We start from the raw sequence: 12,828 nt of genomic DNA on the forward strand, positions 1-12,828 counted from the left end.
CCTCTCCCGCCGGGAGAGGGGTTGGGGTGAGGGTACGGGCGCGAAGCGCGCTCGACGCTTCGGAAACACGCAGCTTCGCCCTGGACGGACCTGCAAGTGAAGCGGCCGCGGCTGAAGCCGCGCCTACGCGGGATGTCCGGCGCCGACAGCGGCCGTTACTTGCTGCTGACGTACTTCTCGCGGCGGATGTGCTGCACCGGCAGGCCAGCCTCCTTCAGCGCATCGAAGCAGGCATCGACCATGTTCGGATTGCCGCACAGGTAGGCGATGTCGCCTTCGGCCTGCGGCGCGAACTCTCCCAGGAACTGCTGCACGTAGCCATGCCGCACGTCCGGATGCGGCGTCTCCGGCAGCTCGCGCGAGAAACACGGCACGAAGCGGAAACCGGGATGCGCATCGGCGAAGGCGCGGAATTCGTCGCCGTACAGCAGTTCGGCCGGGGTGCGCGCGCCCAGCAGCAGCACCACTTCCACGCCGCGCTCGGCCATCGCCGCTTCCAGCAGCGGCAGCATCGAGCGGTACGGCGTGACGCCGGTGCCGGTGGCGATCAGCAGATAGCGACGGTTGCTGTCGCCCGGCTGCAGGCAGAAACGTCCGTACGGGCCGCTGGCGCAGACCTGCCCGCCGATCTCCAGGCCTTCGAACAGCGCGGTGGCCGCGCCGCCGGCGACGAAGCTGACCGCGATCTCCACGGTGGCATCGGCCGGTTGTGCCGGATCGTGACGCGTGGCCAGCGAGTAGCTGCGCTTGGTCGCGGTGCCATCGGCATAGTGGAAGTGCACCTGCACGAACTGGCCGGGCACAAACGGCAGGGGTTGGCCGTCATCGCGGACGAAGCGGTAGTGGCCGACGGCCGGGGCCAGCATGTGGCGGTCGACCAGTTTCAGCGGGAATTGGGCAGGCACGGAGATGCAACAGTCTGTGGCCGGGGGCGACCCCACGAGGTCTTCTATAATAACGGCTGCACTTCTCCTGCGCCGTCGATGCGGCGCGAAGGCCCGCCTTGACTCCCGCACCTGCTCTTTCTCCCCAGACGCCGGCGCCCGCCCTGCGCGTGCGCGACCTGCGCAAGACCTACGACAACGGCGTGCAGGCCCTGCACGGCGTGTCGCTGGACGTCCTGCCCGGCGACTTCTTCGCTCTGCTCGGCCCCAATGGCGCCGGCAAGTCGACTTTGATCGGCATCATCAGCTCGCTGGTCAACCTCAGCGCCGGCCAGGTCGAGGTGTTCGGCACCGACCTGAGCAGCCAGCGCAGCGCGGCGATGCGCCTGATCGGCCTGGTGCCGCAGGAAATCAACTTCAACCTGTTCGAGCAGCCCTTCGACATCCTGGTCAACTACGCCGGCTTCTACGGCATGCCGCGCGCCGAGGCCGAGCGCCTGGCCGAAGCCGAACTCAAGCGTGCGCACCTATGGGAGAAGGCCCAGGTGATGAGCCGCACCCTGTCCGGCGGCATGAAGCGGCGGCTGATGATCGCCCGCGCGATGATGACCCGGCCGCGCCTGCTGATCCTGGACGAGCCCACCGCCGGCGTGGACATCGAGATCCGCCGCGACATGTGGCGCGTGCTGCGCGAGATCAACGCCGCCGGCACCACCATCATCCTCACCACGCACTACCTGGAGGAAGCGGAGAGCCTGTGCCGCAACCTGGCGATCATCGACCGCGGCCGCATCGTCGAGCAGGGCCCGATGCGCGCCCTGCTGGCCAAGCTGGACGTGGAAGGCTTCCTCCTGGACATCGACGGCGAGTTGCCGGCGCAGTTGCCGGCGATCGAGGGCACCACCCTGCTCGCCCAAGACGCGCACACCCTGGACCTGGACATGCCGCGGGCGATGGACCTCAACCGCGTGTTCGCCGCACTGGGCGACGCCGGCATCCGCGTGCGCTCCATGCGCACTAAGAGCAATCGCCTGGAGGAACTGTTCGTGCGCCTCACCGGCGAGCACCGCGACGCTGCAACGGCCACCGCCGGCGCGACGCCGTCCGCCACTCCCTGATGCCCCCACGGCGACGACCATGACCACCCAGACCGATTCCACCCTTCCCGTTTCCGACGCCACGCCCGCCCAGCGCAACTGGGTCGCGCTGGGCACCATCGTGCGCCGCGAGGTCAAGCGCATCCTGCGCATCTGGGGCCAGACCCTGGTGCCGCCGGCGATCACCATGACCCTGTACTTCCTGATCTTCGGCGGGCTCATCGGCTCGCGCGTGGGCGACATGGGCGGCTACAGCTACATGCAGTTCATCGTTCCCGGCCTGGTGATGATGAGCGTGATCCAGAACAGCTACGGCAACATCAGCTCCAGCTTCTTCGGCGCCAAGTTCGGCCGCCACGTCGAGGAACTGCTGGTCAGCCCGATGCCCAACTGGGTGATCCTGTGGGGCTATGTCGCCGGCGCGGTGCTGCGCGGGCTGATGGTCGGCGTGATCGTGCTGATCATCGCCATGTTCTTCACGCCGGTGCGCATCCCGCACCCGCTGGTGACCCTGACCACGGTGCTGCTGGGCGCCACCATCTTCTCCCTGGCCGGCTTCATCAACGCGGTCTACGCGAAGAAGTTCGACGACGTGGCGATCGTGCCGACCTTCATCCTCACCCCGCTGACCTACCTGGGCGGCGTGTTCTACTCGGTCAAGCTGCTGCCCGGCTGGGCCGAGGCCGCCACCCACGCCAACCCGATCTTCTACATGGTCAACGCCTTCCGCTACGGCCTGCTCGGCAGCAGCGACGTGCCGGTGTGGGTGGCCTACAGCCTGATGCTGGGCTTCGTCGCGGTGCTGGCGGCGCTGGCGCTGTGGCTGCTGCGGCGCGGGGTGGGGTTGCGGAGCTGAGCCAATGCCCGGGCCCGCTGCGATCGGGGTGGCGCCGCTCGAGGCGCTCGCGAACCTTCGAGAATCGCCGGGTCTTCACAGGCAATCGTCGGTGAGAGGACGCAAGCGCCGAATGCAATGCGCCGTATGAACCCTAGCTTGCTTTGCTCGGTGCTTTGGCGGGCACACGCGATTGCGCGTGCTACAACCTCCTTCCTGCCAATACGTTTTTGATCGGGAAACAAGGCGCTACATGCGTGGCACCAACGTTCTCCGTCGTGTGCAAGGCTCCTACAGGCAGAACGACCTGCATGCGGAAAGCGCAAGCCGAGCGCCGTACGCGTCCTAATGACGCCGTTTTGCCGAAAGCCGTCCGGCCAGGCCATGCGGCGTCGATCAGACCAGACAACAAGGAGATCATGCCGATCTCGTAGCAAAACATCCGACGCGACGCGTCTTGGCGTTGCGACACCGCTCAATTGAGGCACGCAGCCATGCAATGCGTGCACCCCAGCGCTTGATGCACGAAAACAAGCGCAAGAATACGTGACGGGCAGCACAATCAAAAAGGAATCGCATTTGACGCTACGGCGCCTTTGGTGTCTTATGCGCCAGCACGTAGCCGTCACATTCAGCGTACAACATCAGCTTGCTGGCCTACGGCACATGCATTGGTTGGTGCCATTCACGCACATCTGCGCGACAAGGGCAGGAAAACCGGCCAGCCAGATTAAACAGGATTTACAACAGCGACAAGGAGAGCACGTGAAGTCGACAGCATTATTATTTCTAGCTTTTTCTTTTTCCGGAGTCGAAGCCGCGGGGGCGCAGTCGATCTGTAGCAACGACGAATATGTCGTAGCATACAAACAGGCCAGAGAGAACGAGTTCAGCTATTTGGACGGCCTCAACGACAGCCAGCTCAACCGCCTCCATGAGTTTTACTCCAATGCCGCGTCCGCAATTCAGGACCAGATCATCGCCGAGGATGATTCCGAAACCGACTACAGTCCGTCGTTATCCAACGCCGCCAACATCGCAACCATCATAAATGCGAACGACGAATCCGAATCGGTCCGCGGAGTGCTTGGAAGTTTTTCCAATTACGTCCTCACCTATGAGAACGCCAATCTACTGAACAAGGCACTTCAGGAGATCGAGACACTAAAGCTCGCATCCACCCCAGGGCCTCGCGCCTTCTCCTTGTCGGAAATAAACGACCAAAAATACCGAAAGCTGGTCAGGGATCACTTGAAGAGCAAGGGATGCTCCGTCGATTTGAGCAAAGACTACTCTCTCCCGCCGCACGATGCGCCGCAGACTCAGATTTGCAAAAAAGTTCCATCTTTTTGCCAATAAAGGAGAGAGCTATGAAGCCATCGACACTAGTTTCGCTCGTTGCGGCGCTGTTTTTCTGGGCCACCGACTCCGCGCTGGCGCAGACCTGCGACGCCCATCCGATCCTTCCCCTCTATGAGACCGTCAAGGAACAGGACATTCCAGCACTGGACGACTTGTCAGACGCGGACAAGGCGGTACTGGAAGGCGTCTACGCCACCGCGCAAACCGTGGTGACGGAATATGCGCAACACAAGCTGGGAAGCCCTGTTCCTACCGAGATCATCAACAACCTTCCGAACTTCAAGAAAATAATAGAAGGCGACAACCTGGGAGGAAGCCTCGGAATATATTCCAATATCGTCGGAGCGATAAGCCCCAGGCTCGGCGAGATCCTGCCGAATATGTGGAGGGAAACGCTCACGGCATTGGGTGGAACCCCGGTCACGACAGCGGAACTGGAGGACGCGAACAACCGCAAGATCGTTTCAACGCAATTGAAGAAGGACGGGTGCACAGGCACGTTGACACTCCCTCCCTATCGATCCCCGCCACCAGCCACTCCTCTCTACTACGGCGAGGCGGACTTTTGCGATCAGGCTTCCTATCAGACCAAATTCAGGCAAGGCGATCCCGAGGTCGAAGATTTTCACAAGTCCGATTTCAAAGGTGGACAAGCCTCCTGTAGCTATATTGGAGGCAAGGACAAATACACTGTCCACGGGACACCGTACTACACCATCTGGAGCTCGACCGTAAACACAACCGTTTACGTTGCACCCAGCGAATCTAGGGCCTTTGAAGAGTTCGAGAAATATCAAGAAGCATTCCGCTGCGCAAAAGTGACGAACGACGCCGGCAAGTTGTTATGCGCAGGGGAAATCGAAGGAAGGTACGACTTGGCTGTAGTCCACAAGAATGCACTAGTCGTCATCTCAGGATCTTTCGTCAAGGAAGACCAGCCGACCGATCTATCGTCCGCATTTCCCGCACTGGCAACGGAGACATTGCAGCGTCTGATCGCAAAATAATGCATTGATTTTCAAGTAGCGGCGCCCCCTACAAAACAAACGGCACCAGATGCACCCGGGCGTGAGTGCCCAAAGCTGTTTACGAGTAGTGCCCATCAGCGCTTGATGTGATCGGCCAGGATCAGTTCGACACGCCGAATCCAAGCATGCCTGCAAATCCTGGCGACGTTCCGGATCCTGGTGGATTCACCACCAGGATCCCGGAGCAGCGCCAGATCCAGCGTGTCGCCTGGTCCGCCCTATGCGCTGACCTTGGCGAAGAAGGCCCCTGCTGGATAGTCGCCCGGCAGGCCTGGGGCATACCCGCTCCCCGCATGCGCTGGCCGTTACACTAGTTTGGTTCGTCCCCCGACAAGGAGTATCTGGGTGAAAAGAGCAGTAGCCGCGACGTTGGCCCTGGCCGTCATCGCAAGCCTGAGCGCCTGCAAGAAGCATGAGCAGCCCGCGCATCCCGACGATCAGGCGACGCCTCCCGCGGCGACCGCCAGCGCGACGCAGGACGCGTCCACGCAACACGCTGCCACCAGCACGGCCTTCGACCCGGCCAGCCTCCCGGTGTCCGACGTCCCGCTCGGAGATTTCCCCTATATCGCGCTGCCCACCGGCTATGTCACCGGCAGTACTCCCGATATCGCGGACTTCGACCAAGTGCCGTTCTGGACCGGCGATCGGCTGCAGCCGGTCGAGGGCAGGGTCTGGTCGGCGCACATCGATGCGGCGCAGGGCAAGACCTTCTCAGACCTGGAACTGTCCCGCAACATCGAGGCCGTGGTGACCGCACTCGGCGGCAAGAAGATCTTCGACGGCCGTATTCCCGAGGCCGCCACAAAAAAGATCAACGAATGGCCGCGCGATTTCGCAATCAAGTACAACAGCGGCCTAGGCGACATCTGGAACAACCCGGCGCAGGTCTTCGTCGTGCATCGCGCCGACCGCGACATCTGGATCCACCTGTGCAGCTACCAGTTCGGTGGCGGCCTGCTAATCGCCGAGACCAAGCCGCTGCAGGTCACCGCCAGCCTGCTGCCGGCCAGCGAACTGAAGACGCAGATCGACAAGACCGGCAAGGTGGCCCTGCACGTCAACTTCGCCACCGACAAGATCGACATCCTGCCCGATTCGCAGCCGCAGATCGCGCAGGTCGTGCAATTGCTCAAACAGGACGCCGCGTTGAAGCTGGCCGTCAACGGCTATACCGATGGCACCGGCGATGCCGCGCACAACAAGACGCTGTCGGAAGGACGCGCCAAGGCGGTGGTCGCCGCGCTCGTCGCGCAGGATATCGATGCGTCGCGTCTGACCGCGGCCGGCTTCGGCGATGCCGACCCGGTGGCGGACAATGCGACCGAGCAAGGCAAGTCGCAGAACCGCCGCGTCGAGTTGGCGAAGAAATCTTAAACTCGCTTTAATTTTTATTGCATTTGGCAATATCCTCGCATTCGGGTAGCTTCAACAAATCTATCTCAATGCGTCCACTCACACCTTGACTTTTCGAAGTAAGCTCACCAAGGCTTAGAGCCATGCAAAAAATAAAATCCTCATCCAAATATCGGGTCGGCGGCACCAATTGCTTAGCGGAGTTCAGGGTCACAATCGGCCCTTAGGTATCGCGAACTCCAGTGAGGCAGATAACATTGCGACACCACCTCAAAATAATATGCACTTGCGGCGCCACCGCCATTTTTACCACCCAAAAGAAATGCAATTATATTAATTGATTAGAAATTTGCATAATTCCAAATTGACCATCAAAGGGTTACCATGAATGCATTGTATTTGGCAGCGTTTTTTGCCATTCCTTTATCCATGAATGCTAAAGCAAGCTGCGTAGATCACCCTGCCCTCGTTGCATATAAATCTGCACGCCAAGTCGAGCTTCCTGGCCTTGACGCCTTGACAGACACAGAGCACGACCGATTGGAAAGCTTTTATGAAGACGCCTGGACCGCAACAGTCGACCAAGTGACTTCAGCAGAATATGGAAAGACTTCCGTTGACATCCCAATTATATACAACAAGTCTAACATTGATGCGGTACTAGCTGGACAAGAGCTCTACGGCACGATTGGAATTCTTGCGGATTCGAGCTTGTCTATATTGACAGCTAGCGAGCTGATGCAAATAGCTGATGATTTAGACGAAGCGCGAAAAGCTTTGACTGGCATCGGTCAAACATTTGCTGAATACAACGATAAAAAATACAGAAAGTCCGTCGCCAGTTCACTTTTGACAGCTGGCTGCCCCTCAGACCTAGCCATAGATTATGGGCTTGACCCATGGAAATCAAAATCTACAAATTGACATTGAAATCATTGTGCATAGATGACATTTATAAGGAATGGCAAATGAGAAATGCCGCATTGCTAGTGGTCTTTACAGCGTTAAATTTTGCAGGATCAGCTAAAGCTCAAGAATGCGAGCAGCATCCTGTCCTAGATAGCTATAAGCAGGCTAGAGACTTTGACCTACCCTCTTTAGAAGATTTAACAGGGATTGACAAAGAGGCACTAAAAGCAGCTTATACAATTCTGGAAGATACCGTTGTCAATTATGCATCAACAGTAACCAACAATCCTGTCCCTCCAGACCTACTCACAAATTATTCAAACTTCAGAAAAATAGCTCAAGGCGATAAGTTAGGGGGTGGCCTTGGGATATACAGCAATGTGGTCGGAAAATTCAGCCCTGCTCTCGGCGAGGCACTTCCAAACATGTGGCGAGGGTCAATAGATGGTCTTTCTGGGAAGGGCAACTCGTATCCTCTTAGAGAAGATGCTAAGAATCGCTTGCAGGCAAACAAATCTTTAGCTGCTAGCAACTGTAAAAGATTAACACTGCAGCCGTATAGCAATGACCCACCCCAGTCCGATTATTATATTTCAAAGAATGGGCTATGCGAAGAAATAAATCTTTCTTCTTTGAAGGGTCCAGCTACCGTTGTTGCAGCGGACTTTAAGACACCTAATGAATGCAGATACGAGGCTGCTAAGCCGCATTACCCAGATGAAGCTGGCGTGCCAGCGGACTATTATGTAAATGCAGTGCTACAGACTGAATTGCACACATCCAAGGAAGGAGCGCTTGATGCGTGGAAACAACGCGAAGGCAATGAAGTTTCGGCCACATCACCCTCGCCGTCAGGATCAAAATTAAAAACCATCACCATCAACAACTTCACCACATCAATATTTCTACATGAAAATCTCATCGTAACGATTAGCACCATTAAAACTCCCAATCCAGCCAGCTTGGTTTCACAGCACTCCGCATTCGCAGCCAAAGCGTTCAATCATCTGCGGAATTTCCAATAACCATTTAGCAACCGATGTTTGTGCCACTCTTGAGCTTGAGCAAATTAACTATGAATCATCACACCCATGTGAATTTGATATTAATATTCTGCGATTAATTTAGTTCCAAGGGAGAAATCCGAGTTAAGATGAATCCGTTTGACTCAACTGTTGCTGCCGTCTCATGCGTATTCTGATTCTCGGAGCCGGCGCGACCGGCGGTTATTTCGGCGGACGCCTGGCCCAGGCCGGCGTCGATGTCAGCTTTCTGGTGCGACCACCACGGGCCGCACGCCTGCAACGCGATGGGTTGCGCATCCGCAGCCCGCGCGGCGACGCGGCGATCGCGGTGAGCACGCTCACCGCCGAGACGCTGCACAGCGCGGCGCAGGCGCGGCCGTTCGATCTGGTGCTGCTGAGCTGCAAGGCCTACGACCTGGAAAGTTCGCTGGACGCGGTGGCACCGGCGGTCCACGACGGCACCAGCGTGTTGCCGATCCTCAACGGCCTGCGCCACTACCGGGCGCTGGATGCGCGCTTCGGTGCGGAGCGGGTGATCGGTGGGCTGTGTTTCATCAGCGCGGTGCTCGACGCCGACGGCGCGATCCAGCACCTGGCCAAGCCGGCCTCGCTGACCTTCGGCGAGCGCGACGGCCGCGGTGCCGACAGCGCGCGCGTGCGCGCCCTGGCCGAGGCCTGCGCGCAGGCCGACGTGGACCATCTGGCCACGCCGCGGATCGCGCAAGAGCAATGGATCAAGTACACCTTCCTCACCGCGCTGGCCGCGGCCACCTGCCTGATGCGTGCGCCGATCGGACGCATCGTCGCCAGCGACGATGGCGTGGCGCTGGTGCGTGGCCTGTATGTCGAATGCACGGCGGTGTCCGCGGCGGCCGGCGAACCGGTGCCGGAAGCGGCGCAGGCCAGCGCGCTGCAATTGCTGACCCAGCCTGGTTCGCCGATGAAGGCGTCGATGCTGCGCGACCTGGAAGCCGGGCAGCAGGTGGAGGCGCAGCAGATCGTCGGCGACATGCTGGTCCGCGCCCGCGCCGCCGGGCAGGACGCGCCGCTGCTGATGGCGGCGTACTGCCACCTGCAGGCGTACCAGGCCGGCCTGCCAGCGCGCTGAGGTTTGCCGCGGAAAGCCGGTGCCGCGCGCAACGCGCTCCTGCCCTGCGCACGCCCGCCACGGTGCTCCGGGCAATGCCGTATCCGCGCCATCCCAAGGGCAGCACTGCATCTTCGCGCGCCGCTGACGCGCCTGGCGCCTATGCTCGCCCACCACACAGGGGGCAAGCGAGCGGGCACGCACATGGAAAAACTGTTCCGCGGCGGGCATTTCCTCATCATCCTGCTGTTCCTGCTGTGCGCGGCCGGGCTGATCTGCATGGCCGTGCTGGAGCTGTGGCACGGCCTGACGCCGGGCGGCGAACTGGTGGTACGCGACCGCTTCAACGTGGTGCTGGAAGCGATCGGCCTGCTCACCGTGGCGCTGGTGACCCTGGAACTGGGCCAGACCATCTACGAGGAAGAGGTGCAGCGCGACGTCAAGGTCAGTGGACCGACCCGGGTGCGTCGCTACCTGTCGCGGTTCTTCGTGGTCATCGTCATCGCCCTGGCGATCGAGACCCTGGTGTCGATCTTCGAACTGATGCACGACGATCCGTCCAAGCTGCCCTACGCGTCTGCCGTGGGCCTGTGCGCGGCGCTGCTGCTGATCGCCTGGGGCGTGTTCGTCAAGCTCAACCGCAGCGCCGAGGAACTGGAGCCGGAAGCCATGGCGGAAGCCAAGCGCGAGGACGCGCAGGTCGATTGAGAGGCGGTAGTGCCGCCAATGGCGTTACCTGCGCGGCAGCGGCTTCACCCGCGACGAATGCAGACTAAAGCCAACTGACACCGTCGAGCGTCGGGACTGAAGTCCCTCCCACAAGAAAATGCCAGCCCACTCCGTCCAGGATCTCCACCGGCGCATCGGCCGGCACGGTCGCGCAGAGGATCGGCATGGCCACCGGACCATCCGCCGCGACGCGTTGCCCGGTCGCGGCTGAAGCCGCTCCCACAAAAGACGCGTACAACCAAGCGCGCTTTTACGAATCCCCAATCCCCAATCACGAATCCCCAAACACGAAACCCGCCGCGTCGACGTACTCAGCCCGGCATCGGCAAACGGAAGAATGTCCGCGCGGCAGAAGTGCTGGCCGCGGCGACCGTGGCCACGTCCTCGCCGCGATCGCGTGCCAGCTCCTCGACGATGTGCGCCAGGAACGCCGGTTCGTTGCGGCGGTCCTTCGGCGTCGGCTTGAGCGTGCGCGGCAGCAGGTACGGTGCATCGGTCTCGATCATCAGCCGCTCGGCGGGAATGTGCTTCACCAGCTCGCGCAGATGCGCGCCGCGGCGCTCGTCGCACAGCCAGCCGGTGATGCCGATGTACCAGTCGCGGTCGAGGTAGTCGAACAGTTCCTCGCGGCTGCCGGTGAAGCAGTGCACCACCGCCGGGCCGTGCTTGCCGTCGAACTGGCGCATCAGCGCCATGAAGTCGGCATGGGCGTCGCGCTGGTGCAGGAACAGCGGCTTGCCGGTGTCCACCGCCAGCTGCAGCTGCCGCTCGAACGCGCGGTGCTGCGCCGGCCGCGGGGAGAAATCGCGGAAGTAGTCCAGGCCGCACTCGCCCACCGCCACCACTTCGGCATGCGCATGCAGCGCGCGCAGTTCGGCGTCGCATTCGGCGGTGTACTCCACCGCGTGATGCGGATGCACGCCGGCGGTGGCGTACAACACACCCGGATGCTGCTGCGCCAGTTGCAGCGCCAGCGGCGAGTGCTCGCGGCTGGCGCCGGTGACCACCAGTTGCGCGACGCCGGCGGCGCGGGCGCGCTCCAATACCGCGTCGCGGTCGCGATCGAAGGACTCGTGGGTGAGGTTGGCGCCGATGTCGATCAGGGTCATGCGGTTGCGCGGGAATCAGCTGGGACAGTAGCCAATTGTACGGGCCATGCGCCCACCGCCGCTCCACGGCGGCGCGGCGGCCCCGTATCCTTTGCCGATGACGTCCGCCGTGTTTCCGATCGATCCGCTGCTGCCGCAACTGCGCGACAGCCTCGCTGCCCATCCGCGCCTGGTGCTGGAAGCCCCGCCCGGCGCCGGCAAGACCACCCAGGTGCCGCCGGCGCTGCTCGACGCGCCCTGGCTGCAGGGCCGGCGCATCGTGATGCTGGAGCCGCGCCGGGTCGCCGCGCGCAGCGCCGCCGCCTTCATGGCCCGGCAGCGCGGCGAGACGCCGGGCGAAACCGTGGGCTACCGCATCCGCTTCGAGAACAAGGTGTCCGCGCGTACCCGCATCGAGGTGGTCACCGAGGGCATCCTGACCCGCATGCTGCAGGACGACCCGATGCTTGAGGGCGTCGGCGCGCTGCTGTTCGACGAGTTCCACGAGCGCCACCTGGCCGCAGACCTGGGCCTGGCGCTGGCCCTGGACGTGCAGGCGCAGGTGCGCGAGGACCTGCGCATCGTGGTGATGTCGGCCACGCTGGACGGCGAGCGGCTGGCGCAGTTCCTCGACGCGCCGCGACTGTCCAGCGCCGGGCGCAGCTTCCCGGTGGAGATCGCGCACTTTCCCGCGCGGCGCGAGGAATCGCTGGAGGCGCAGACCCGGCGCGCGGTCGAGCACGCGCTGCAGCAGCACCCGGGCGACGTGCTGGTGTTCCTGCCCGGGCAGCGCGAGATCGGGCGGGTACAGGCGGCGTTGGAGGCGGCGGGCGTTGGGGGTGGTGCGGCGGGTGTTGCTCCAGCAGGTGCCGCGGCTGGCTTTACCCCAGCAGGTGCCGCGTCCGGCTCTACTCCAGCCGGCACCGCCTCTGGCGCACCCTCATCCCGCGCTGCGCGCCACCTTCTCCCGGGGGGAGAAGGGAGCGGAGTGGAGGTCCTGCCGCTGCATGGCGAGTTGCCGGTGGAGCAGCAGACCAAGGTGTTGCAGCCGGATCCGCAAGGGCGGCGGCGCGTGGTGCTGGCGACCAACGTCGCCGAGTCCTCGGTGACGCTGCCCGGGGTGCGCGTGGTGATCGACGCCGGGCTGGCGCGGGAGCCGCACTACGATCCCAACAGCGGCTTCTCGCGGCTGGACGTGACCGCCATCGCCCAGGCCTCGGCCGATCAGCGCGCCGGCCGCGCCGGCCGTGTCGCCAGCGGCTGGACCTACCGGCTGTGGCCGCAATCGCAACGCCTGGAGGCGCAACGCCGCGCCGAGATCCTGCAGGTGGAGCTGGCCGGGCTGGCGCTGGAACTGGCCGCCTGGGGCAGCGATGGCCTGCGCTTCGTCGATCCGCCGCCGGCCGGCGCACTCGCCGCCGCCCGCGA

Annotated in this window: 12 protein-coding genes; 10 read left to right on the plus strand and 2 right to left on the minus strand. The window is 62.1% G+C overall.

All coding sequences use genetic code 11. The annotated features are described in order from the left end of the window. Window positions 1-155: 155 nt before the first annotated feature. Window positions 156-866, minus strand: a complete 711-nt coding sequence (locus tag D588_RS0102905) for an FAD-binding oxidoreductase (protein WP_017914903.1) — start codon at window positions 864-866, stop codon at window positions 156-158. A 137-nt stretch (window positions 867-1,003) separates the two neighbouring features. Here D588_RS0102905 and D588_RS0102910 point away from each other — a divergent pair, with 137 nt between their 5' ends. The 9 genes from D588_RS0102910 (at window position 1,004) to D588_RS0102930 (ending at window position 10,291) form a co-directional block, all read left to right on the plus strand. Beyond that, window positions 1,004-2,002: an ABC transporter ATP-binding protein gene (locus tag D588_RS0102910; protein WP_026143311.1), complete on the plus strand. Its 999-nt coding sequence runs from the start codon at window positions 1,004-1,006 to the stop codon at window positions 2,000-2,002. A gap of 19 nt (window positions 2,003-2,021) precedes the next feature. Next, window positions 2,022-2,837, plus strand: coding sequence for an ABC transporter permease (locus tag D588_RS0102915; RefSeq protein WP_017907701.1), 816 nt, complete (start codon window positions 2,022-2,024; stop codon window positions 2,835-2,837). 657 nt (window positions 2,838-3,494) lie between these two features. Beyond that, on the plus strand, window positions 3,495-4,175 hold the full coding sequence (locus D588_RS27540; protein WP_157836400.1) for a hypothetical protein: 681 nt from the start codon (window positions 3,495-3,497) through the stop codon (window positions 4,173-4,175). An 11-nt stretch (window positions 4,176-4,186) separates the two neighbouring features. After that, on the plus strand, window positions 4,187-5,185 hold the full coding sequence (locus D588_RS27545) for a hypothetical protein (RefSeq protein WP_157836401.1): 999 nt from the start codon (window positions 4,187-4,189) through the stop codon (window positions 5,183-5,185). A 366-nt stretch (window positions 5,186-5,551) separates the two neighbouring features. Continuing rightward, window positions 5,552-6,583, plus strand: a complete 1,032-nt coding sequence (locus D588_RS0102920; protein ID WP_232764206.1) for an OmpA family protein — start codon at window positions 5,552-5,554, stop codon at window positions 6,581-6,583. A 363-nt stretch (window positions 6,584-6,946) separates the two neighbouring features. Beyond that, window positions 6,947-7,486 carry a hypothetical protein gene (locus tag D588_RS27550; protein WP_152240042.1) on the plus strand — a complete coding sequence of 180 codons (540 nt, stop codon included), beginning with the start codon at window positions 6,947-6,949 and terminating at the stop codon, window positions 7,484-7,486. After that, a complete protein-coding gene (locus D588_RS27555) occupies window positions 7,462-8,496 on the plus strand; it encodes a hypothetical protein (RefSeq protein ID WP_157836402.1) in 1,035 nt (344 codons plus the stop codon). Before D588_RS27550 ends, D588_RS27555 begins: the two co-directional genes overlap by 25 nt. A gap of 163 nt (window positions 8,497-8,659) precedes the next feature. Further along, complete coding sequence (panE, locus tag D588_RS0102925) at window positions 8,660-9,604, plus strand: 2-dehydropantoate 2-reductase (RefSeq protein WP_017914906.1); 945 nt, start codon at window positions 8,660-8,662, stop codon at window positions 9,602-9,604. Between the two features lie 183 nt (window positions 9,605-9,787). Further along, complete coding sequence (locus D588_RS0102930) at window positions 9,788-10,291, plus strand: hypothetical protein (RefSeq protein ID WP_017914907.1); 504 nt, start codon at window positions 9,788-9,790, stop codon at window positions 10,289-10,291. Window positions 10,292-10,623: 332 nt separating this feature from the next. Here D588_RS0102930 and D588_RS0102935 read toward each other — a convergent pair whose 3' ends face one another. Next, the gene (locus tag D588_RS0102935; RefSeq protein ID WP_017914908.1) at window positions 10,624-11,421 is read right to left on the minus strand and encodes a TatD family hydrolase; all 798 of its coding nucleotides are present in this window, start codon (window positions 11,419-11,421) and stop codon (window positions 10,624-10,626) included. Window positions 11,422-11,518: 97 nt separating this feature from the next. Between D588_RS0102935 and D588_RS28355 the strand changes: the two genes are divergently transcribed. Continuing rightward, the coding region (locus D588_RS28355; RefSeq protein WP_017914909.1) for a helicase-related protein at window positions 11,519-12,828 on the plus strand (1,310 nt) is incomplete at its 3' end.

Source organism: Xanthomonas sp. SHU 308, assembly GCF_000364645.1.
GTDB lineage: Bacteria > Pseudomonadota > Gammaproteobacteria > Xanthomonadales > Xanthomonadaceae > Xanthomonas_A > Xanthomonas_A sontii.

Bases quoted from the DNA above. Each gene is read 5' to 3' on its own strand.
- D588_RS27545 (WP_157836401.1), top strand. From the start codon at position 4,187: ATGAAGCCATCGACACTAGTTTCGCTCGTTGCGGCGCTGTTTTTCTGG.
- D588_RS27550 (WP_152240042.1), top strand. From the start codon at position 6,947: ATGAATGCATTGTATTTGGCAGCGTTTTTTGCCATTCCTTTATCCATG.
- D588_RS0102905 (WP_017914903.1), bottom strand. From the start codon at position 866: ATGCTGGCCCCGGCCGTCGGCCACTACCGCTTCGTCCGCGATGACGGC.
- panE (WP_017914906.1), top strand. From the start codon at position 8,660: ATGCGTATTCTGATTCTCGGAGCCGGCGCGACCGGCGGTTATTTCGGC.
- D588_RS0102930 (WP_017914907.1), top strand. From the start codon at position 9,788: ATGGAAAAACTGTTCCGCGGCGGGCATTTCCTCATCATCCTGCTGTTC.
- D588_RS0102915 (WP_017907701.1), top strand. From the start codon at position 2,022: ATGACCACCCAGACCGATTCCACCCTTCCCGTTTCCGACGCCACGCCC.
- D588_RS27555 (WP_157836402.1), top strand. From the start codon at position 7,462: ATGGAAATCAAAATCTACAAATTGACATTGAAATCATTGTGCATAGAT.
- D588_RS0102935 (WP_017914908.1), bottom strand. From the start codon at position 11,421: ATGACCCTGATCGACATCGGCGCCAACCTCACCCACGAGTCCTTCGAT.